This window comes from Cetobacterium sp., from assembly GCF_977044495.1.
The window spans coordinates 1-24,340 of record NZ_CDRRQU010000027.1 but is presented as its reverse complement, the minus strand read 5'-3'; the positions used below and the strand labels follow the sequence as shown (position 1 = coordinate 24,340).

17 protein-coding genes are annotated in these 24,340 nt (G+C 30.9%); 15 read left to right on the top strand and 2 right to left on the bottom strand.

Annotated elements, in window-relative coordinates; all coding sequences use genetic code 11:
• Positions 1 to 26: 26 nt before the first annotated feature.
• From ACWI69_RS07895 to ACWI69_RS07865, 7 genes are read left to right on the top strand one after another with little or no spacing between them, the layout of a single operon-like run.
• The gene (locus ACWI69_RS07895; protein ID WP_448821296.1) at positions 27 to 656 is read left to right on the top strand and encodes an HD-GYP domain-containing protein; all 630 of its coding nucleotides are present in this window, start codon (positions 27 to 29) and stop codon (positions 654 to 656) included.
• Positions 657 to 687: 31 nt separating this feature from the next.
• Positions 688 to 1,428, top strand: coding sequence for a YveK family protein (locus ACWI69_RS07890; protein ID WP_448821295.1), 741 nt, complete (start codon positions 688 to 690; stop codon positions 1,426 to 1,428).
• A complete protein-coding gene (locus ACWI69_RS07885; RefSeq protein WP_448821294.1) occupies positions 1,418 to 2,242 on the top strand; it encodes a CpsD/CapB family tyrosine-protein kinase in 825 nt (274 codons plus the stop codon). Before ACWI69_RS07890 ends, ACWI69_RS07885 begins: the two co-directional genes overlap by 11 nt.
• Complete coding sequence (locus ACWI69_RS07880) at positions 2,236 to 2,991, top strand: tyrosine-protein phosphatase (RefSeq protein ID WP_448821293.1); 756 nt, start codon at positions 2,236 to 2,238, stop codon at positions 2,989 to 2,991. Before ACWI69_RS07885 ends, ACWI69_RS07880 begins: the two co-directional genes overlap by 7 nt.
• Entirely contained in the window at positions 2,906 to 4,138 is a 1,233-nt protein-coding gene (locus ACWI69_RS07875; protein ID WP_448821292.1) for a TolC family protein, read from the top strand. The genes ACWI69_RS07880 and ACWI69_RS07875 overlap by 86 nt, the downstream gene beginning before the upstream one ends.
• Before the next feature lie 13 nt (positions 4,139 to 4,151).
• Positions 4,152 to 5,471 carry an efflux RND transporter periplasmic adaptor subunit gene (locus ACWI69_RS07870; RefSeq protein WP_448821291.1) on the top strand — a complete coding sequence of 440 codons (1,320 nt, stop codon included), beginning with the start codon at positions 4,152 to 4,154 and terminating at the stop codon, positions 5,469 to 5,471.
• A gap of 12 nt (positions 5,472 to 5,483) precedes the next feature.
• The gene (locus tag ACWI69_RS07865; protein ID WP_448821290.1) at positions 5,484 to 6,548 is read left to right on the top strand and encodes an ABC transporter permease; all 1,065 of its coding nucleotides are present in this window, start codon (positions 5,484 to 5,486) and stop codon (positions 6,546 to 6,548) included.
• Between the two features lie 66 nt (positions 6,549 to 6,614).
• Here the strand turns inward: ACWI69_RS07865 and ACWI69_RS07860 are convergent, their stop codons facing one another.
• Positions 6,615 to 8,333 (bottom strand): hypothetical protein, encoded by a 1,719-nt coding sequence (locus tag ACWI69_RS07860; protein WP_448821289.1) that lies wholly within the window; start codon positions 8,331 to 8,333, stop codon positions 6,615 to 6,617.
• Positions 8,333 to 8,704 carry a hypothetical protein gene (locus ACWI69_RS07855; RefSeq protein WP_448821288.1) on the bottom strand — a complete coding sequence of 124 codons (372 nt, stop codon included), beginning with the start codon at positions 8,702 to 8,704 and terminating at the stop codon, positions 8,333 to 8,335. Before ACWI69_RS07855 ends, ACWI69_RS07860 begins: the two co-directional genes overlap by 1 nt.
• 210 nt (positions 8,705 to 8,914) lie before the next feature.
• Between ACWI69_RS07855 and ACWI69_RS07850 the strand changes: the two genes are divergently transcribed.
• From ACWI69_RS07850 to ACWI69_RS07815, 8 genes are all read left to right on the top strand, one after another.
• Positions 8,915 to 9,643: a hypothetical protein gene (locus ACWI69_RS07850; RefSeq protein ID WP_448821287.1), complete on the top strand. Its 729-nt coding sequence runs from the start codon at positions 8,915 to 8,917 to the stop codon at positions 9,641 to 9,643.
• Positions 9,644 to 9,702: 59 nt separating this feature from the next.
• Entirely contained in the window at positions 9,703 to 10,278 is a 576-nt protein-coding gene (locus tag ACWI69_RS07845; protein WP_448821286.1) for a hypothetical protein, read from the top strand.
• A gap of 101 nt (positions 10,279 to 10,379) precedes the next feature.
• On the top strand, positions 10,380 to 13,010 hold the full coding sequence (locus ACWI69_RS07840; protein WP_448821285.1) for a hypothetical protein: 2,631 nt from the start codon (positions 10,380 to 10,382) through the stop codon (positions 13,008 to 13,010).
• A 17-nt stretch (positions 13,011 to 13,027) separates the two neighbouring features.
• Positions 13,028 to 13,519, top strand: a complete 492-nt coding sequence (locus tag ACWI69_RS07835) for a hypothetical protein (protein WP_448821284.1) — start codon at positions 13,028 to 13,030, stop codon at positions 13,517 to 13,519.
• Between the two features lie 13 nt (positions 13,520 to 13,532).
• The gene (locus ACWI69_RS07830; protein ID WP_448821283.1) at positions 13,533 to 13,994 is read left to right on the top strand and encodes a hypothetical protein; all 462 of its coding nucleotides are present in this window, start codon (positions 13,533 to 13,535) and stop codon (positions 13,992 to 13,994) included.
• The gene (locus tag ACWI69_RS07825) at positions 13,991 to 14,404 is read left to right on the top strand and encodes a hypothetical protein (protein ID WP_448821282.1); all 414 of its coding nucleotides are present in this window, start codon (positions 13,991 to 13,993) and stop codon (positions 14,402 to 14,404) included. The genes ACWI69_RS07830 and ACWI69_RS07825 overlap by 4 nt, the downstream gene beginning before the upstream one ends.
• Before the next feature lies 1 nt (position 14,405).
• Positions 14,406 to 15,614 carry a WG repeat-containing protein gene (locus ACWI69_RS07820; protein WP_448821281.1) on the top strand — a complete coding sequence of 403 codons (1,209 nt, stop codon included), beginning with the start codon at positions 14,406 to 14,408 and terminating at the stop codon, positions 15,612 to 15,614.
• Between the two features lie 480 nt (positions 15,615 to 16,094).
• Positions 16,095 to 24,340: two-partner secretion domain-containing protein (locus ACWI69_RS07815; RefSeq protein ID WP_448821280.1), on the top strand; the 8,246-nt coding region annotated here is incomplete at its 3' end.

The following is a 24,340-nucleotide window of genomic DNA, read 5'->3' as shown; positions in this document are numbered from 1 at the left end:
ATATTATATTTTATTTTGGAGGAGAGATGGAAAGAGAGCGCAAAAAAATAAATAGGGGGTTGGATAGTGTGTATGGGTTAGTTGCTTTAAAAAATAGGATTTTTAAAAAGAAGAAAACGAGGGGGTCGATAAATGAGTATAATTTTAATAAGGAGATAAGAGACTACTCGTTTAGAATAGCAGAATATTCAGAAATCCTAGCGGAACTGATGTGTTTAGATAAAAAGCGGTGTAAAGAAGTAAAAAGAGGAGCTTACCTCCATGATTTAGGGAAAACACTAATAAGTAGTGAGATATTGAAGAAAAAAGAGAGTTTAACAGATGAAGAGGTTGAAGTATTAAAAAATCATACTAAGTTGGGATTAAAAATTTTAAAAGATAGAGATAGAAGTAGTGTTGTGGAAAATATTGTAGCATATCATCATGAGAGATGGGATGGGAAAGGGTATCCTTTTAAATTAAAAGATAGAGAAATACCAATAGAGGCGAGAATTGTGAGTGTAGCAGATTCATATGATGCGTTAAGAAATAGAAAATCTTATAAAAGAACTTTAAATCATGAGGAAGCGATAGGAGTTTTAAAAAAATTTAGTGGTGTGTACTATGATCCAGATATTATTATCATGTTAGAGATGTTTGGGGAGTATTTTAGATAGGATATAAACAATTAAGATACGAGGAGAAATTATGAGAAAAAGAGATGAGTTTTATACTGATGAGTTTTACGAGGATGACGAGATAGACTTAATGGATTTGGTTTTTACTCTTCTTAGGAGATGGAAGTTAATTGTATTAATAGCTGTACCAGTTTTTGCACTGGGAGTTTTTTTTGCAGCAACTAGACCAAATATCTATAAAGCTGAGATGACTATGATGGTATCCAGCGGTAAAAATTTTAGTGCAAGTTCATTAGAAAATGGAGAGTTGTCAGTAAATCAGAAACTTGTGGCAACTTATGCTGAGATAGCAAAAAGTAAAACGATTTTAGCCAATACAATAAAAAAATACGATTTAAATATGGATATAAAAAATTTACAAAAGAGTTTAACAATAGACCCTGTTGGTAACACTGAGTTTTTGAAGTTGACATATAAGAGTTCAGATCCATCACAAGCTGCAGCGATAGTCAATGAAATAGGAAATGAATTTATATTGAAAGTTCGTGAGGTGATGAACTTTCAAAATATAAAAGTGGTTGAATCAGCAGAGGTTCCAAAGGAAGCGTTACCTAAAAGAAGAGGACTGATACTAGCAATCTCTTTTGTTCTATCAGGTATGGCTGGATGTATGGTTGCATTTGTAGTTGAATTTTTCTTTTGTAAACTGCGTAAACCAAAAGATATAGAGAAAGTTTTAGGGACATCTATGCTTGGGATGGTTCCAGATTTTAATATCTCTTTGGTTGATGGGGGTAAAAATGAAAACTAAAAGACAACTATTTTTTAAAGATGCAACTAATCATGAAATGAATGAAGCTCTTAGGGTGATTAGGACAAATCTTCACTTTTTGAATGAAAAGGAGATGGAGAGAACACTTTTGATAACAAGTACGACACCAAAGGAGGGAAAGAGTACAATAGCATCTAACTATGCAATGAGTATCGCTATTACAGGAAAGAAAGTTTTATTGATAGATTGTGACATTAGAAGACCTAGGGCTCATGAAAGTTTTGGAATAAGTTTTGAAAGGGGACTTGAATCGGTTCTTTCAGGAGAGTGTGGAGTTGAGGAGGTAATTCTAAAAAATATAGAGGAAAATTTAGATATTCTTCCAACCAGAAATGTAGCTCACAATGTGACAGAGTTATTTTTAGGTGATAAGATGAAAACTCTTTTGGACAAACTAAAAAAAGAATACAACACAATAGTGTTGGATACACCTCCACTTATTGTAGCAAGTGATGCAGCGATACTATCCAAACATTGTGATGGAGTTGTATACGTTGTAGCATATGATCAAGTTGCAAAAAGGGAGCTGGAGTTTGGAAAAACTATGTTAGAAAATGCTAAAGCTAATATATATGGTTTTGTTGTAAATAAGGTCGATAAAAACGGACTTTCATATGGAAACTATGGTTACTACAATAATAATTACTCATATTATAAGGACTATTACAGTGAAGAGACAGAAGCTTTTACTAAAGTCTATAAGCCACAAAAAGGTATCAAAGGTGTCATAGAAAAGATAAAAAGGAACTATAAGAGACAATTAAGTGGAGACCAAAAGGGGAAAAGATGGTAGATATTCATACTCATATACTCTTTGGTATAGATGATGGTCCAAAAACTTTAGAAGAGTCTATCGAAATTCTAAGAAAAGGTATGAGTTTAGGTTTTAAAGAGTTCTATTTGACATCTCATTATGGTAAAGGTAAGTTTTATAATGAAAATTATGAGAAAAATTTTAAAATATTGGAAGAGAGATGCCAAAATCTATGTTTAGATATAAAGTTACAAAGAGGGAATGAGGTATATCTAGATGAAAGTATTTTTAAAATACTAGAGGAAAAAAAATATAATTTGATAGAGGGAAAATTTCTTTTAGTTGAGTTTTCTCCTCTTACAATGCCACGTATAGGAATATATATGATTAAAAAAATTTTAAATATGGGTATTATACCGATACTTGCACACGTGGAGAGATATACTCAATTTAAAGAAAAAGACTTGTTAGAATTAAGAAAAATGGGTTGTAGATTACAAGTGAATATAGGTGGAAAAAAACCAAGACATATATTGAAACTACTGAAAAAAAATCAGATAGATGTTTTGGGAAGCGATGCACATAGAGTGGAGAAAAGAGGCTATAGTTCAGATGACTTAGAAGTCTTGAAAAAACTCGTTGGAGAGAGAGAGATAAAGAGAATGACCAGTATTATGAGGCTGGAAAAGGAGGAAAAAAAGAGTGAGGAAACAAAGTCTAATAGCTGGATTTATAGCTCTATCATTCGGAGCATACTCAGAGGAACTTGGATTGGAAGAGATTCTTAATAGGGTTAAAACTAGCAACCCAGAGGTTAGGGTCAAAGAGTTGGATGTAAAAATAAAGGAGAAGGGGAAAAATAAAGCATTAAAGAACTTAATTTTACCACCAATAAATCTTTCTACAGAGGAGGATTGGCAAATTGTAAAAGATGAAGGGATAGGATTCAAGGAGATAGAGGCTTACATACCAATTTTTCAAGGTGGGAAAATGGTATATGGATATAAAAAAGCTGGAAAAGAGTTGGAGATGGCTAAAGAAAATTCAAAGTTATCTCTATATACTTGGCAGGAGACCTCAGTAGATGAATATTTTAAAGCTTTGAACTACAAAAAACAATATGAGATTACAGAGGCTACATTGGCAGCTCTGCAAAAACAAAGAGATAGACTTGATGGGCTATATAAAGAGAACAAGTTGATACCAAAGTCTGAAGTTTTGAAGGTCGAGGCCGATATAGAAAACAATAGAGCATTAAATCTTCAAAATGCTCAGAAGGAGCAAGGGGCAAAAGAGGCACTGATGCAACTACTTGGATATGATTTGGATAAAAAAATAACTTTGGATGAGTTCGATACAGAACAATACTTGAAGTCAATAGGAGTTATAAAAAAAGTGGAGGATCCTAAAAATACGACATTGGGAAAGACACAGGAACTGATGGTGGATATAGCTGAATATGATGTAAAAATTGCAAAAGCAGACCTTTACCCATCCTTTTATGTGAAACCGTCTCATAAGTTTAAAGAGAAAGTTGGAGATAAACTTGTCACTAAAAATGAGGGAATGGTTGAAGTCGGATTTCGATATAGATTTGAGTGGGGAGGAACTCTCGATTCAGTTGACCAAAAGAGATACGCTTTAGAACAGGCTAAAATAAAATATGATAACAATATCCGTGGAATAGAGTTGGATATGAGAAATAAAATCAGAGAGATAGAGTCATTGGCTGGTCAAAGTGAAGCTCAAAAGAAAAGAGTGGAGCTATTGAGGGAAAACTTGAAAATAGATAACCTAAGATATGATAATGAGCTAGTGACAACATTTGATTATTTGAATTCAGTGAATCAGTTGAGAATAGCTGAAGAGGACTACTATAAGCTTCAGCGGTCACTAGTTTTAGCAGTTATAGAGTATGAAAATCTTTATAGGTAAGTAGGTGAATTTTATGAATAAGAAAATTATAATTGGCATAGCTACTGTAATATTAGCTTTAAGTGGTTATGCTGTGATAAATAGAGTGGGTAAAAAAGAGGTAAAAGTTTCAAAAATTGATATCAGGAATTTATCTAGTTCCACACTTTATGCAGGGATAGTTGCACCTGGAGAAGTGGTGCCTGTGTATATCGAAGCACCGTCATTGATAGAATCCATCTTTGTTAGAGTTGGAGAAGAGGTGAATACTGGAGATAAGTTACTTAGTTTTAGTACTAAAAGTGTGATTGAAAATGACAAGGAACTTAGAGTGAATGAGCTGGATATAAAGGATGTTAAACTTAGAATAGCTGACCTTGAAGGAGGTTCTTTAAAGTTAGAGTTAGATAATAGAAAACTTGAAATGAAAAATTTGGAGGAAAAGGTAAAAGGGGATGAAAGAAGACTCCCAGTTATAACGGCGGAGGCTAGAACTTTAAGGGATAAGGCTGAGGCTTATAAAAAGTTATTAGCTGCTGATGGAGTTTCTAGTACAGAGGCAAATAGAGCTGTAACTGAAGCTGATAAAAAGTTGGTTGAGCTTGAAGATTTAAAGACAGATCTGAATCTGAATAGACAAAAGTTAGCACTCTCAGCTGTAAGTTTTGAAAGTTTAACTAGAGAGCTAGCAATTGAAGAGGCAAAATTGGCGTCAAGTTTAGAGAAATTACAACTTAATAATGAGATTTTAGTTCGTCGTGCTGAGCAGTTAAAAAAACCACTTGAAGCACCGGTGGCTGGACTTATTACCGGAATAGATGTGATGGAGGGAAGTAACACTTTCAGTGGTCAAAGATTGTTATCTATATCTCCAAAAGGGGAAAGTATAGTAAAAGTTGAAATTCCAATGTATCAAGCGTCAAGCGTCGCACTAAATCAAAGAGCTATAGTCAGAGCTTCATCTTCTGAGGGGGACTTAACTTATGAGGGAGTTGTCTCAAGAGTTTCTAGTGTAGCTCGAGAAAGTGTATTGGGTGGAAAAAAAGATAAAGTTATAGAGGTTGAAGTTAAAATTAGTGAAAAAAATAACTTAAAACCAGGTTTTATAACAGATGTTGAGATAACAAATGAATCCACAAGAAGTGTAGCAACTGTACCGTCGTTCTCTGTTGTAGAGGAGGGTGATAAGAGCTATATATATGTAGTGGAGGATGGAAAAGTTAGAAAGACAGAGGTGAAGCTGGGAGCCAAGACATTGACTGATTATGAAGTTTTAAATATACCATTGGGAACTGAGGTTGTAATAAATCCATTTAAAGTGAGCAATGGCGAAAGAGTAAAGGCTGTGAGTTAAGTGAAGTTCTGGATGGCTTATAGATTTCTCACTGGTAATGTACTTAGAGCAGTATTTCCCTTAATTTCGGTGGTAACGGCAGCGACAGCCCTAGTGCTGACAATATCACTGGGGGACGCTGCAAAAAATATAATAGATAGTGATCTTGCTGCTATAGGAGGAAATAAAATTCTTATAGGAGGAGGTAGATTAAGTAAACGAGATTTACAACTTATTGAGAGATTGTCTTTTGTGGAGTACGCAGTTTTTCCGGAGGAGAGAGAAGTTGAAAATAATGTAATATTTAGAGGATACAGTGAAAGAGCGTTAAGAGCTATGGGCTTACCAAATTTAAAGATAGAGGAGGTAGTTCTAGATAAAACTCAGTTTTTAGACAAAAGTGTAGGTGAAAAAATACAACTACAAATTGGGGTTGGAAGGAAAAATTTTCTAGTTAGAGATCTGTATGAAGAGAAAAGTCCTTTTGAAACTATGAAAGTAGGAAATAGAGTTATTTTAAGTGGCGAAACTTTTGAAAAAACTTTTGGAAGAAAAGATTATAAGAGTTTAATTATATCTTTTTCACAAGGTGAGGAAGCTATGGAATATGTACCAGTTATATTATTAGAGCTCAATAAGTTTCGAAGTAAAGAGGAACAAGTGAGAGTTTTGGAGACACCAGATATCTATAGAAAAGTGGAGAGAATAAGAGGTTTTGTGAGTAAAAGTCTATTTATTCTCTCTTTTATTGCTCTTGGTGTCGGAGGAATTGGAGTAGTGAATTTGATTGTATCATCAATTCGAGAAAGAGGAACACACATAGGGATACTTCGAGCTATGGGTGTGAATAAAAAGGTTTTGAAAGATATATTTTTGATAGAGGCAGCTATAATGGTTGGACTAGGTACAATATTAGGGTTGGTAGCTGGAATTGGAGGAGCTTATTTAATTGGAGGAATTTTAAAAATACCACCATGTTTTAACCTTGTAGAGATAATTGGAGGATTAATTTTTACAGCAGGAATTGGATTGGGGTGCGGAGTCTATCCAGTTAGAAAAATTGGGGAGTTAGAGATAGTGGAGGCTTTAAAAATTTAGTGCCCATGGAATTAAAAAAGGCCACAGTTCACTGTGGCCAAAAAATTATATTTATATTTCAGTAGTTTATTCAATATTTACAATCAAGTTGACAGTTCCTTGGTAGTCTCCGGGAACAAGGTCCTTATTAATTTTGGCTAATGCAGTTAATTTTATCATCTCCACTCTTTTATCAACATTTTTTCCAAGAGATTCCAATTTCACTGACAAAAGTGGAATTTTTTTATTTTCAGCACCTGTAGAGTCATTTACTAAAGTCATTTCACCACTTTCTTCTCTCAGTGATAAAGATATATTTAGGTCGTTTATATTATTGACTTGGAAGATGTCTTCAACTTCTAGATAGTTGTTATAGGGGTCAAAAATCATATAGCCAAAATCGAGAACATCAGGTAGATCAATAAAGACAAACTCCTCATTTTTGACAGTTAAATCTAAACTTCCCAGAGCTTTTCCAAGGTATTCTGCACGAATTTGAACCCTTTCTGTATAAGTTCCACCATTTTTTTTAGTTATATAAAATTTACCATTGGATGTAAAATGTAAATCATAGTTATCTCCAGTATGAGTTAAAGAGCGATTAGTTTTAAAATAATCTTCTTGGATATTATCATAAGTGGTAGTTGAACCATTTTTAGTTATCGTTAATTTATTTAGAATACTTTTATTAGCCACTCCCATAGTATTAAAAAGATTGGAACTACTAAAGCTTAAAATAGGAGCTCTATCGATACTGTGCTCTTTAAAGTCTGCAGCAGCCTGACCGCCAACTTCAGGGTTCCATCCAGCCCAGCTGTTATTTGGAAGATCTTTTAAATTAAGTATAGCAGTACCATTAAATATATTTCGATCATATCGATAGATATTTATTGTAAATGATTGATATTCTTTTGTGGTTGAGTTAGTTCTAATCTTAAATCTAAAAGTTAGTGTATTCATACTGGCCCACATTACGTTAAAAAAATCATCTTTACTATTATATTCTTGTCTGGGATACATAATAGTTCTTCTCCAATCAGAACCATTTCCTTCAAAGAAAACATGATAAGTTTTATTATACCAATGGTGATTTTGAAAGTTATTACGATCGTTTATAGATACAACTTCGAGTATTCTTCCCTCTATATTTATATTATCAACTTTATGATACAAAAGAGGATGAGTTTTAGTAGGATTATTAAAATTTTGCCAGTTAGGAGCGGTTCCCATATCGCCACCAATTTTAATATATGATCCAGAAGCAGTGGAATCAACATAAAGATTTAGAGTTCCAGCATCGTGGTATACAATATTTCGTTCTAATTTATCGAGCTGAAACACTTTATCAATGTTTTTACTTTGCAAATCTATTTTATATATAAGCATTCCTTCGTTAAACTCATTATTTTTAACTTTTAATCTTAGAGTTTTTTTATTGAAATCAAACTTTTGAAAATTGGATGAATCTATTCTTTTTAAAGTTGTAAATAACTTATCTTTATTTACAATATTAGGGATATCTTTTAAAGATTTTACTGGGATAAAGTATGAGTTATCGGAATTCTTTAAGATATCACTGCTTAGTGGAATAACTAACTCATTGTTTTCAATAGTTCCACTGATTTTAACAGGATTAATTTTATTTACAGTAATATTTAAATTAGCTTTCTCTTTCTCTTTTTTTGTTTCAATCGTTGTAACTTTTCTAATAGGATTATCAAAAATTTTTTCGTTTATAATTTCAGAAAAAAGATTAAATGAAATAAAGAGAAATATAATTAAGATATTGACAATTTTTTTTAACATTATACATCACCTAAGATGTACTTTTGTTTAATTCTAAAAGTTTTGTTAATAGTTAGATTTTTATTTAAAATATCTTCTTTCAGCAGAAGGTGAAAAAAGTTTTCTCCAATATCACCCTCACCTTTTACAATGATTTTGAACTTTTTTTCTTTACCTTTTTCAATAACAAGTTGTTTTGGCTGAACTTGAATATTTTTACTATTCTCTTCAATTTGTAAAGTGTATTTCAAATGATTTTTAGTACTATTTCTAAGTATAAACTCTTTTTCAACACTTTCATTTTTTAAAACTTTTTTATCAAATTTGACAGAGTTGATTTCAAAACAGTAGCAAAGTGTTGTCAAAATAAAAAATAAGAATACTTTTGACATTATAGTTAAACCTCCTTAAATATTATGTATTTATCCAGATAATGGTATAAAAAAATAACAATAAAATTTTCCTAAATAGGACAATTTTATTTAAATTTTATGTTAAAGTGTTATCGGTATTTGTTTATAAGTCTTTGAATAATTTAATAAATTAATATTTTTTTGAATTAAAAATTTAGAGAAGGAGAGGGGAATGAAGGAGAAAAAAAATTGTACGTAAAAATTTTTGGTTTGTTGATGCTATATCTAGTGGTGTTTTTTAATTCTTTAGCATTCAGGATAGATGATATCAATTTTGATCAACGAATAGATGATTCAAGTAGCTACAAAGAGTATAAAGTTTTTAATGATGGAATGAATAAAGTAAGGTATAAAGTTGTTATATCCTCTCCAAATGAGGACATAGATTTATCAAAAATATTAACTGCATATCCAAAGATAGTGACGGTGGATCCGAAATCCTATGCCAGTTTTAAACTTTTTGGAAATTCAAAGGCTAAGTTAGAAAAAAGGGAGTACTCATTCAATTTAAATTTGATGCCAATAGTGGTACCAACTTTACAAAAAAATGAGGGAAAAAAGACAATTCGAGGTAATGCTGGAGTTGTTATATCTCCAACTATAACGATGACTGGATATGGTGGAGAAGTTGATTTAAGTAAGGACATCAATATAGGTAGTATCGAATTTAAAAAAGAGAAAAATAGAATAAAAGTGGAAATGGAGGTAGAAAACGGTTCTCACTCAGCAATAGAGCTAGCGGTGAAGTTTTATAATAAAAGTAAAACAAAATTGGACACTAGGTTGATTGGAAGAGTGGGTGGACTTAAGAAGAAAAAGGTAGAGATATTTTTGGAAAACTTTGATAAAGAGGAAGATATAAAGACAGTCATCCTTTATAATACAAATTTAGGAGATATAAAAGAGTTTGCAATTTAAAAATATTTAAAATATTTTTAAAAAATATAAATTTATAACTATATTGAGGAGGATTTAAAATGAAAAAATATTTATTGGGAGCACTATTGGTAATAGGAGCGACATCTTTTGGTGCAGTAGCGGTACCAGTAACAGGAACAGGATCGGGTGGAACAGCAGCAGCAGACTTGCCAGTTAAGGTAGTTGGAACGGTTCTAGATAGTAAAACTTCTAAAGTATTAGTCGTAACACCAATGAAAAATGCTGGTGTAAGTAGCGGAAGTTTAGAGTTTGATTTTGGAAATCTGATTGAAGGTCAAAATCAGCAACTGGATGGTACATTTAAAATTGAGGTAATGGGAAATGGAAAACCGGTGGAGTTAACAAATGCTCCGACAGTTACTTTAGTAGGAGGAACAGTGGCTGGAAATGATAATAAAAAAGCTACAGTAAATGTAAACACAGGGGATGTAGCAAATTCCAATGATGTAACTTTAACATATATTTTGTCTACTTTAGCAAAGCAGTCGGATAATTCATATTTGGGTACTTTAACAGTTGGAGCGAAAGTAGAAACAGGAGCTGATACAGGGACATTTGTGGATACATCTGTTGGGGTAAAAGTAAAAGTAGATAATGTATCTATGACTAGCTAACATAAAAAACAACACAATATTGTGTTGTTTTTTATAAAGGATTAAACAGTAATTAATTCTTTGTAAAAGACAATCAATTATTTTATAGAAAGGGATATAAGATGAGAAAAAAAATCATAGGTATGATTATATTTATAACTACAACATTATTTTCTTCAGATTACACGCTAAATGATTTAATTGAGTTAAAAAAAAATAACTTGATAACAGATGAAGTTTATGAAGCATTGAGCAGTGAAATAACTGGTGGAAACAATGGTAAGGGATTATATAATCTAAAAGTAAATGGAAATAGAGTTTCCACTTTATACTCAGTGATTGAAAAAGATGGAAACTTATATCTTAATCTAAACGAATTTTTTAGTCTTATAAAATTGGTAAATTATAAGAAGAAAGATGATAAGCTTGAATTATATTTGGGGGAAAATTTAGAAAAAATTGTATTAAATTTAAAAAATAATGAGATATGGAAAGGAGGAGAACGACTAAATATTCAGGAAAGGGAATGGTACATAGTAGAGGATGATGAAATGTACCTATCTAGAGCTGTATTTACTGAGTTATTTTTAAATTTTTTAGATATAGATACTAAAAATTTAGAGATGAATATGTATCTAACTTTTTCAACTCCAGATGAAATCCAAGAACTATTAGTTTTGAATGAGGAGAAACTGAATAAAAAAAATAGTATCAATGAACTGATTTATAAAGATCAAAAAAGGCTGTTTGATTTAGGATATACGAGAGTAAAGTTAAACCAAAACTTTTCCAAAATAGGAGGAGAGAGAAAATACAAAAAAGATTGGGAAGGAACGCTAGAGTACCAAGGAGGACTACTATACGGAGAGCTATTTTTTGATTATGATATCAGAGAAAATGAGTTAGGAGAAGTACGTTTAAATTATGCTGATGTATGGAAGAACCATTCATTTGATATAAAAAATATAGGAAGTAGTAAAAAAAGAGAGTGGAGTTTAAATTTTTATAAGGATAAAGGATTCTATAATTTTGGAAATAAAATAGTGATAAAGGAGAAAGTTCCTATCGGAAGTAGAGCGGAACTTATATATATGGGAACTCCAATAGCTATTGAAAATGAGGAAAACGGAGAAGTAGTTTTCTCAAATGATATGATAAAAAGTGATAGAGATTATGAATTAAAAATTTATAAGCCAGATGGAAAAATTGAAATAAAAGAGATAAAGACAATAGAAGATTATGACAAACAAAATAAAAATGAAGCTGAATATAGATTGTCAGTAGATGAAAGAGATAATAGATATGTATCATCGAGTTATGTTTTATATGGAGTGACAGATAGATTAACTTTAGGTGGAGGATTGACAAGAGATATCATAGATACACCAAAGGGAGAAAAATATTATGATGAGGGAAAATTATCGCTGATTTATGGAGGAATATATGGAGGAGTTTCATATAACTTTAAATTGGATAGTGAAAAAGTTTTTACAGATAATATAGATATTGATGATAAAAATTTAAAAGATAAAAAGAAATACGAGGCTTTAGTAGAGCTAAGGTATGACAAATACAAATTTTTTACATCAAGAGAGAGTAAAGGGCGTTACTATGATGAAAAAGAGATAAATAAATATGAAATAAAATACGATTTTTTAAAAAATACAAGTTTGGAATATGGATTTGAAGAGATTTATAAGCATAGAAATTTAAAAAGAGAAAAAAGAAATTTAGTAGGAGTGAATAATAACTTTTCATATAAAAAATTTCTTATTGGAACAGATTTTAAGTTGAATCTAAATGACTCTATGGATAATGAATATACAGTTAATACCTATTATAATGGATGGAAAAATATGACTATGAAGTTTGAAAATAAATGGGTGAAGTCAGGTAAGGAGTATGAAAGTGCAGTAACCCTGTATAATAATAATTTTAAAGGGTTTTTAGATTTTTCAACAGAGTTTAGGTACAGTAAAGAGAGAAAAGATATGCTAACGTTTAAATTTACGGTAAATGTGGCGGATTGGTTTACATTTGAAACAAATGCAGATAAAACCGGAAATAGAGATTTTAAATTTGGCGTAGATAAAACTATTGATTTAAAAAAACCAAACGAAAAAATAGATAATTTGGATGTATCAAGAGTCAATGTAAAAACATTTATTGACGATAACAATAATAACATCTATGACATTGGAGAGAAAACAATAGATGGTGTGGATGTTGAGATAGGTAATAAAAAGGTAACTACAGATTCAAATGGGGATGGAACTTTTTATGGTATTTCAAATGGAATATTACATAGTTTAAAAGTAAAAATAAAAAAACCATCATACAGTTTGGGAAATAATGAGGTAAAGATGTTGAGTAAGTCAACTTCGACGGTAGATGTATATATACCTATAAAACCGATGATAAATCTTAATGGAAAAATTAATATTGCAGAGACTTTGAAAGTTCCAAAAGAGAAAATAGAGGAGTTTTATTCAAATGTTTTAGTTGATATAAAAAATCTTGATGGAGAGACGATTGAGTTAGCAGCACCTGATGACACTGGAGTGTTTGACATAAGCGGATTATTTCCAGAAGAGTATATTATAGAAGTAAGTTATTTAGGAACTGATTATAAGATAGAGCCTTTAAGAGAGAGAATGAAATTAAATTATAACCATAATAATTTAACATTAGGTTTTGAAGAGAGAATAGTACTAAATGTAAAGGATATGAAAATAAGATTGAGTAAATTGTAATTTAAAGAGGGAAAAGAATGAATAGAATAGTTTGTATGATTTTCATTATTTTAAATTTTGTACAAGTAAGTGTGGCAGAACAAGTTAAGCCAACAATAAATTCAGATGTGAATGTGAATAAAGAACAAACTTTGGAAGAGAGAGAAGGACGTGTTTTAGAAAAAACATACACAATATTAATGGAAGAGAAAGTGAATGTTTTTGTTCCTTTAGAGATAATTAGTGACGTAGATATTGAAGCGACTTTAATAGGTGATCAAAGCTTGGAGATTCCGTTTGAAATTGAACTGAATAAGCAGCCAGAAAAAAAAGATTATTACTCTATAAAATATAGTGAGAGCGCTATAGATATAGATAAGGATGGAAAGTTGGACACCTATATCTACTCGCCTCAATATATCAATGAAAGAGTAATAAAAGATAATTATATTAAAATATATGGAGATAAAATATCGAAAGAGGGACAACACAAAAAAAGTGTATATATGGAAGTTGAAGTAGGATATTAAAGGGAGAGGAGCGATGAATTTAAGAAAAATATTTTTGCTATCACTACTGTATGGATTATATACATTTTCCTATAGTGATATAAAAATAAAGATTTATGAGCCAATAAGATTTAAAAATGTGAATGTAAAAGCCATTGGAGACTTGGTTGTGGGCGAAGGAAGTTTGGAAATATCAACAGATAATTTAGAAGCGGATTTGAATAAAAAACTTATTTTTAAATTTCCAGATAAGGGTGCCATGACAAATAAAAAGAGATGGATTGAAATTGAAAAGTATATGATGGATAAAAATGAAAAGGATTTGATTATAACAAGTAAAAAAAGAATAGTGAAAATATATGCTTTATTGAGAAGAGATAAGTTAAAAAAATATGGGGATGATGCGTCAATAGTAGAAGGGGAATATATAGGCAGAGTTCCAATCTATGTGGAGCAGTACAGTCAAGCAACTAAGGATTTAAGTGAGGCAAAATGAAAAAAATAATAGTGTTGTTATTATTTATATGTTTCAATTCCTATATATTTCCCTATATAAATATATATCCTATAAAGTTTGATAAAAATATTAGTAGCGACGTGGAAGAGGAGTTCTTTCTATATAATCGAACAAAGGAGAATAAAAAATATAGAATATATTTAGAAAACAGTGAAGATAGCGAATTTGCAAATTGGATAGAAATTTATCCTAAGAGTATCTTGTTAAAACCTTTGGAAGAAAAAAGTTTTAAAATCTATATAAAAACTCCAAGTAATGCAGAAAAAGGGATATATACTACCAATTTAATAGTTAAAGAAGTAGAGAGTGTTGAAAAAAATAGAGATAATAAAAAAACAAAAATACTGACAAAATTAAAAATGAAGTTAATAGGACGTTTGGAGAGGTGATATGAATAGATATAGAAAAATTTTAATATTGATTATTGTATCAGTTGTTTTTTTTGGTGTATTTAAAAAATATAAAAAAAATAAAATTATAGAACTACCTCATTCTTTACAAGAGATTTCATTTTTAGATGTTGATGGAAAATCAAGTAGAGTAGTTTTTACAGAACTAGGAAAGACATATGTGTATAATGAGAAAAAGTTAGATACTATAGATAAAGAAATCGTGAAAAGAATGGGGGATTATTATCTTTTTAAGAAAGATAATAAATATGGTTTGCTGGATTTAGATTTCAATCTTAAATTAGGACCGCACTATGATAGAGTAGAGGAAGTTGGAGTTAATAATTTAATTATAGTTGAAAATGCTAAAAAAATGAAGTTATTATCCCTTGAAAATAAATTTGAAAGTTTAGAGTACGATAGAATAAAAAAAATAGAGGGAGAAAATGGATTAAAAGTAACTATAGATGGAAAGCAAGGATATATAGATTATAGTGGGAACCCTCTAATAGAAGCAAAGTATAAGGCTATTTTACCTTTTAAAGGAAAGTTTGCAATAGCTTTATTAGATAAGGAATATGGAGTGATAAATGATGTAGGAGAAGTAGTAGTGCCATTTAAATTTAATGAGATATACGTTCATAAAAATGGGAACATTTTAACTGCAGAAAATGGAAATTATTCTATATGGCCCAGAGGGGAGATAGGTAGTTTTGAAAAATTGTATCCATCCTTGGAAGACAATTTGGTATTTGAAAAAAATAATCGTTTCGGTATTTTAAGATTAAAAGATTTTCATCTATCTAAGGCATTTTTTGAAGAGATAGACGAGGTTCCTAAAGACTATATGATTGTAGGAGAAAATGGGAAATATGGTATTTACAACGTGGATGATGAAAATAAAAGAGTAGATTTCATATATGATTATATTTTAAGGGTAGATAAAGATATTTTTAAAGCTGGAAAATTAGAAACAGGGCTATATTCTATAATTTTAAAGAATAATCAAAAAGTAACAGATGAGATATATAGTGATGTAATGAAAATTTCAGAGAATCATATATTGGCTTTTAGAGAGGATGAAATTGATTTATATTTGAAAAATTTGAGAAAATTAATGAGTTTAAAAAGGGATGAAATAGTATATTTTGATAAAAATACAGTTGTTCTAAAAAATGGTAAAGTGATAATTTTAGAACCTATAAATTAAAAAAGGTCTTTTTGGAAGGACCTTTTTTTATTTTTCTTTCAAAAATATAGAGAAATAAATTAAAAAATTAAAAAAAAATACATATAAATTTTATATGTAAATAAGATATTATATATATAAAAATGTTAGTACTAATTATAAAGTACATATATACTAATTATTTGATAAATATATCAAATAGAATATAATTACAATAAAAAAAATACACTAATTATAGAAAATATATTTTTAGAGAGTTAAGTTTTTTTCATATTTTTATTACTATTTTTGATTGTATATATTAGAAATAAAAAAACAATAGAGATAAAAATATCAATTAAAATTCTGCATAAAAAAATTAAAAGTTATTTTAGAAAAATTGCTTAAAAAAATTTTTTTAAATTAGAAAATTTTTTTCTTAAGTCCTAAAAAAGATTTTTTTAAAATAAAAGAATATTATGCTTTATAATCAAACGATATTAACAAAAAAAGGTGAGAATCATGAAAGAAGTGAAAATTAATGAAAAACTTTTAAAACGAAACTTAAAAAATAAAAGAAAAATAACTTTAAGTTTAGTAATTACCTTTCTAATTTCTGGAATGTTTGAATTTGAAGAAGTTGAAGCAAGAGATTTAAGGTCCAGAAAAAAAGAAAGTAACAATATTATTCCAGATTATGGGGGACCTAATTTGAACACTTCCGCTAATAAAACGGATGTCGTTAACATTGTTGATCCGAATTCTAGTGGAATTTCTCATAATAAATTTGTTGATTTGAGTGTTGGAAGTGGGAATGGTCTTATTTTCAACAACAGTATGGAGCATGGAACTTCACAGATAGGAGGATATGTTACAAAAAATACTAATCTGACTAAGAATGCTAAAGTGATTTTAAATGAGGTTAGAGGAAATAACGTATCTAATATCAACGGAGATATAGAAGTATTTGGAGTTAGAGCAGATTTTATTCTAGCTAATGAAAACGGAATTACTTTAAATGGGGCTACTTTTATTAATACAAGCGGAGTGACTCTTTCAACTGGTAAGGTTTCTAATACGGGAAGCAATATAAATTTTGATGTCCAAAAGGGGAATATTGAACTAAATGGTGTTGGAACAAGTGGTGACTATTTCAATATTTTAGCAAAAACTGTCCAGATATTTAAAGAGGTGTCTCCATTAAAAGGGGAACAGTCGCCTGATATCTCAATCATAGCTGGTGAAAATAAACTGTCAACTGAAGTGGGAAAGTTAAAGGATATAAATATTGTGTCATCTAAAAAAACTACTTCAGACAAATACGGAATATATGCATCTGAGTTTGGATCTATGTATGGTAAAAATATCAGATTGATAAGTACTGATGAAGGACTTGGTGTAAAACATCAGGGTCTGATAGTTAGTGAAAAAGATATAGCGATAGATTCAAATGGAGATATCGTATTAACTTCTGTTAACTCTAAAGGTAGGTTAGATATTAAAGGAAAAAATCTTACTACAAAAAAAGGTGTCAGTAATGATAAGGAAAACTCCTTTATCAATTCTATTTCAGCAAAGGACAATATAGACCTAAATATTTCTGGAAATATCAACTTAGAGTCAGCACTACAATCTACAGATGGAAGCATAAAAATTGTTGCTAAGAACTTAACTTTAGCAGATAAAACATCTGCCAGGATAGTATCTAAAAAAAATATTGTAGTAAATCTATCAGAAAAACTTGACGTTCAAGGGGTTATGATTCCAACTATATCAGGGAAACCTAATCTAGAATTAATTATTCTTGTGGGTGATAAAGGAGAGTTACAAGCCAAAGATATAAAAAGTGGAAAAGTATATAGCTCCAATGAGATAGCATGGGTTAGCACAGGAATAATTGGAACACAAGTTGATATCTTTACTAAAGAGATTGAAAATAAAGGATTGATTTCAGCCGATAGAAATTTAAAAATAGATGCTAAAAAAATTATAAATCATGAATCCTCTGTAATCAAAGGGGCAAATATCGATATTAAAGCTGAAAATAGCTTTATCAATAGAGGAGAGATTAGAGAAAATCAAAAAGAATTAAATGAATTCGTAGATCCGCTAGGAAAACTTAAAATAGAGGTTTCTTTAGGTGGATTCGAAAACTACGGAAATATATCTGCACAAAAAATATCAATTTTAACTCAAAAGTTAATTAACTCATTTGCTGGAAAAGTTATTGCAACAAACGGGGATATTGTGCTGACAACCTCTGTTGGAGAACTGATAAACAACGGTGAGATTTTAACTGACAAAAATGTAAAATTGATTTCAGAGTTAGCAATTACAAACACAGGAAAAATAGGCGCTGATAACATACTAGTTCAGGCTTTAAAAGGGCAGTTCTTAAATGCAGGGCAGATTACAGCAGTGAAAGAGCTTGAGATAATAGTTAATTTACTTGTAAACGCTGGTTCATCGGAGGAGATTGAAAAGTATTTAAATATGTTCCAAGAATATTCGGTTGAACATTTAACTAAAGTCCTTGGAAGAATAAAAAATCTGGAAGAAAAAATAAAATTAGAAACAGATTTAGAAAAAATTAAGGCACTGAACGAAACGCTAGAGCACTTCAATACGCTGAGAGATAGACTCGTTAATCTGAAAAAAGAGTTATCTAAAACGGGTAGTATAGGGGTGTTGTCCAGCGACAAATTGAATCTTAAAGCAACTGAGGACGTTACTAATGATGGAGTTATTACAGCTAACAAAAAATTGAACCTTCAAGGAAATAATATAACAAATACTGGAATTATTCAAGGAGAAGATATTTTTATTAAAGCGATTGGAGATATTTTAAACTCTCGAAGAATAACAGCGACAAATAATATCTTAATAACAGGTAAATCTGTTGTATCTATGGGGAGTCAAGCTAATATTAAAGAATATTTAAAACTTGTATCCTCTTTTGATGAAAAGAGATTAGTTGAAATAGATCAAACAATTAAAAAATTGGAATCTCAATTGGAAAACGAGAGAAACCCTAAAATTATTAGTGATTTAAAATCCCAAATCAACACTCTTTCTAAAGAAAGAACAAAACTTCAAAGGATTAAAGCTAAAATATCTAGTTACGGTTCGCTAGGAGTTTTGGAAGGTAATAATATTGCAGTAACAACTGTTAACACTTTGGCGAACAATGGAATATTATTATCAAAAGGTGATGTTAATTTAAAATCGCAGGGTGAAGTATCCAACAGTGGAGTAGCTACAGTAGAAAAAGATTTGAAGATAGATGGGAATAGTTTTTCAAACAATAATTTGACAGTAGGTGGAAAACTTGTAGCAAAACTAGAGGGGATGTTTGAGTCAAAAAACTTAGCTGTAGGATCAGACATAGATGTAAAAACATCCAAATTAGTATCAAGTGATACATTGGCTGGAAATGGTGATTTAAAATTAACTGGAGACTTTGAATCGACAAAAGGGTCGAAGGTTCAAATAAAGAAAGATGTTTCAATCAGAGGAGAGGTTAAAAATAGCGGGAATCTTACGATAGGTGGGAATGCAACTGTTGATACTGGCAGTAAAGATTTTATTAGCAATGGGGATTTAAGTATAAAAGGTAAAGCTAATGTATCAACTAATCATTTCCAAACAACCGGAGATAGTATTATAGAGGGAAGTCTAGATTTGAAGGCTAAAGATAGCTTTAAAAATACAGGTAAATTCCAAGTAAAAGAAGATGCTAGTATAAAGTCAAAAGGATTTGAGAATAAAAATCTAATTGTCACTGGGAAAAATTTGATCATTGATTCTAAAGATGGTGGTATTTATTCAAAAGATTTAAGTGTTGGTTCAAATTTAAGAATCGATTCTAAAGAAATTGAAATAAATGGTGACACAACTGTAGGCGGAGAAGCACTTATTAACAATACAGGAGATATAGAAAACGAAGGTAATCTGCATGTTCATAAAAAGCTTACAATAAATACTAAATCGTTGAAAAGTAAAGGAAATATTAGTTCTTCAGGATTAGATCTTAAGTTGGATGGAGATTTTAGAAGTGAAGGAGATATTCAGTCAAAAGGAGACGTTCAAATCGTTAATTCTAAAAATGGAGGAGACATTAGATTTGATAATGGTGATGTATCCATTGTAGGAAACTTAAAAGTTGATTCTAAAGAATCGAATTTGGCGCACAATAAGAAAATTCTAGCTTCAGGCAAAATAGATTTAGATGTTAAATCAATTGATGCTGTGGATGGTTCACAAGTGGGTGCCGGAGAGACTTTAAATATAACAACAGAACATATAAAAAATGGTTCTAAATCTAAACTTACAGGAACGGAAATAAACTTGGTATTAAAAGGAATGGAAACATCAAAATTAGGAGAAGTAATTGGAAGTAAAAATATATCTATAAATAGTAATAGCGATATTTCGGTCAATAGAATAGTAACTCCTGAATATCTAAAAATTAAGCTTTTAGGTACTCTATTAAATGATGGTTCAATAATTGGAAATAAAGATATAGATATCGAGTCTACTAAGTTGATAAATAATGGTCTGGTATGGTCTGGAAAGGATTTAAACTTAAATATTTTTAAGATGCTTTTGAATAACCAAGGGGCTAAAATAGAAGCCAAAGACAATATGAGTATAGTTACAGAAACACTATTAAATAAAGGGGGTGGTATTAAAGCTGGAAAAAGTTTAACTATAAAAACTGATGTTTTAGAAAACTCTAGTGTAATTACTGGAGAACTCTTAAATGGGAAAACTGAAACTTTTGAAAAAGATTATACATGGAATAGTAGTAGTTTTTACTATCAATTAGATTATACTAAAGTTACTATGCCGAAAATAGGAAGTGATTTTTTTGCACAGAATAAAGGCGAAATACTAGCAGGTGGAGACTTTACTATTACAGGTAAAACTAAAGAAAAATCAAAAGTCACAAATGAGAATGGAATTATTGCTTCCAGTAAAAATCTTAATATTAAGGGAGATTTAATAAATAGATCCACTTATAAAGAGCTTACAACAGAGTGGCTATTAAAAAATATCAATGTTGAACTTCATTGGGAGACAAGACTGTACGGTACAGGAGCTTATGGAAATAGCGGAAGTGTGTTCAAAGGATCCTTATGGGATGCTCTATTTGGGAAAAATTTTGATGACACTTATAACTATAGATTTTATAAGTCACTAGCAGCACACGATAATCCAGTATTAAATCAACTGCTTTCATCAGTTTTAGGAGCTAATTGGAAAGATTTAGATATCCCACCAAAAGAGGAGAAGTGGAATTTAAAAGACTCGTTCAAATTCTATCCTATAAATGGTAATGCACAAATATTAGCGGGAAAAGATTTGAATTATTCTGGAACTCTTAGCAATGATGGTGGAGAAGCAAAAGGAAATAAAACAGTTGAAGTTAAAATAGGAAATAATGTTATTGATAGCACTCAATCGAATATTCAAGTCCAAATTAAAGATTTTAATAGTGTCAAAGAAGTTGAAGGTATTAAGCAAATTCATGATGTAGAGATACTGACTGGATCTGTAACTATTGATGGAGTCACAATTAAAGCAGAAACTGGAAATACAGCAGGAGCTGTAGCGGTAGCTGGAACAATCAATCCGATTACTTTTATTGACATACCAGTTGGAGAGAACGGAATATTTAAGCCAGCTACTCCAAAACCAGGTCAGATTCAACCTCTATTTGAGACTAATGTAGAATTTATAGATCCAAATAAGTTTTATGGTTCCAATTACTTCTTTGAACAGATAGGATATAATAAGGATAAACCATCGACTGTAATAGGAGATGCATATTATGAGTACCTATTACTATCTAAAATACTTAGAGAGGCTGCTGGATACGCTAGTGAACTTAGCACAAAGACCGTTAAGCAATTGTTAGATAATGCTGTTACTCTTGAAAAAGAGTTGGGATTAAAGGTTGGAAAACCACTGACTCCTCAGCAAATAAACAGCTTAAAGAAAGATATCATATGGTATGTTGAAATTGAAGTCAATGGAGTTAAAGTCTTGACTCCACAAATATATCTATCTAAAGAATCTAGGATTAAATTAGCCAATTCTCAAGGTAGCGGAGGACTATCGACTATTAGAACTGGTGGAGATATTGTAGCAGATGTTAATTCATTCAATAACTCAAATGGAAATATAGTCGCAAATGGAAATGTCATAGTTAAATCTAAAGGAGAGATAACTAATAATAGTTCTGGTGGTATAAATGGTGGAATAACATCAACTAAAGGAAACGTTGCACTTGATGCCTCAGGAGATATCAATATGATTGGTGGAAGTGTGAAAGCTGATAATGTCATCCTTTCGGGAAATAAAGTTGACATTGAGTCAACTCTAGGTTTGGATAGAAATGGAAACCAAGTTGTATCTGATAAAGCTTCAATAGATGGACATAATGGCGTTCAGATTGATTCGAAAAACGATATCAATATCAAAGGTGGATCACTGACAGCTAGCGGACTGGAAGCCCTTCCTAAAAAAGAGGAGAAGAAGGATGAAGGTTCTGAAGTATCTCAAAAAGAGAAAAAAGATGTAACAAAAGTAAAAGATATAAATTATTATAAGGAGTTATTTAAGAAAGATAGTGCAGATATCATTGAGGGAGATGCTGGAAGTATAAATCTAAATGCTGGTGGAAGTGTTAATGTTAACGATATTTATACAGTTTCATCTACTTCTAAAAATGAATACACAAATCTCCTTAATTATTCTAGAGAATCTTCTAGTAAAGCGACTTCAAATGAATCAAAAATAATTGGTTCAAATGTGAATATTAATGCGGAGAAAAATATCAATATCAAAGGGAGTTCTGTTGGAACCAATGAAGGACTTATCTCCAAAGATGATAAAAATGAGTATGTTCAGGGAGATATAAATCTAAATGCCAAAAATGATGTTGTAATAAAAGATAGTCAACAGGTTTCTTCTGAGAAAAAGAGCAGTGCAAAGACGAGTATAGAAAGTGGACTTCTAAGTGCAAGATGGTCTAAAAGCGAGAGAGAGACTTCTATATCGAAAGGAAGTAGTTTATCTACAGGTGGAAATTTAAATATATCCTCTGGAAATAATGTGCTTCTAAAGGGAAGTAATATAGGAACAGGAAATGATACGTCTATCAATGCTAAAAATAATATTGATATTCTTGATGGAAAAAATGTTATTGACGAGTATAAAAGCGATATCAGATTCCAAGTTATAGGTGCTGGAAATACAACTAGTGAAAAGAAAAGCTCTACGTCAAAAGGAAGTAGCATATTAACTGGTGGAAAAATAGGGCTAAATTCAGGAAATAATGTTGAGATAGTTAATGGCAGATTAAATTCTTCAAAAGATACCGAAATAGTCGCTAAAAATGATGTGTCCGTTAAAGCAGGAAAGAACGAGTACAGTGAAAAAACTACAACTACAAATATAGGAGTATACGTGGAAGGAAGTGCAGGTATCGGTGGTGTAGGTGTAAGTGGTAGTGCAAATACATTGGATATGTCGGCATCTGGAGAGGTCTCAAGAGAGTGGGGAGCTAGTGGAACTGTCAGTGAAAAATTAGATAGTTCTAATGAAAAAACTCCAACAATTTCTGGAAAACCACATATGGATCAACTTGTGAGCTCAGAGATTGGAGTAAAGTTGGAACACTCAACAAAAGAACTAGATGAAACTACATGGTCTGAAAGTCAGCTAAAAGGTGACAATATAACTATCAAAGCTGGTAATACTGCTGATATAGGCGGTGGAGATTACAAGGCTAAAAATAGTGTAACAATTAAGGGTAAGAAAGTTGATACTTCTAAATATGAGGATGTTAGAAATGAAAAGAAGGATGGCTTCACTCTTACACTTAAACAAAGTCAGGGAGTAAGCAGCTCTGTTGTCGATACAATCAATACTGGAGTTAAAATGGATGCAGCAATAAAAAGTGGTCAAGCTAATGAAGGAGTACTTGCTGCTCAGGGCATTGGAGCAGCTACAAATCTTTTATTTAATGATCTTGTAGGTGTTTATTCTAAGCAATCTGTAAATCTTTCTGTTGAAAAATCTACAAAGAATGAGACAAGTGAAAATATCACATCAATAAAAGGAAAGAATGTTAGTATTGTAGCCACAGAAGGAGATATAAATCTAAAGGGTGTAGATATTAAATCTGAAGAAAATACAACTTTAGATGCTAAGAATGATATAAACGTATCATCATCTAGAAAAACAAGTAGTGAATCTGGAACAAAAGTTGATTTGGAAGCCCAGTTGGAGCAATCAGCGGGATACAGTGCTCTATGGGGAGGAAATACTGATATAGGAGTAGGTGGAAGTTCAAATGTGGATATAACTTCATCCACTTCCAAAGAGATGATAAATTCAACAATAAAATCAGATGGAAAATTGACTATTAAATCTGGTGCAGATACAAATATTAAAGGTGCAGAGATAGAAGCTAAAAAAGACGCCAATATTAAAGTTGGAGAAAACCTAAATATAGAGAGTCAAAAATCATTATATAAAGAAGACTCTATCAATGCAAATGCAGGAGGTAATGTTTCATTAGGAGTCGCTAGCAATACAGTGGGGAAAGCAGAACTAGGATTTAGCGCTGGTGGCGGAAATATATGGAAAAATGGAGAAACAGTAAAACAATCCGGTATAAAATCGGGAGGTAACCTCGTAGTAGATGTAGGAAAAGATCTGAATATGACTGGAGGCGTGCTAGGATCGGAAACAGGAAA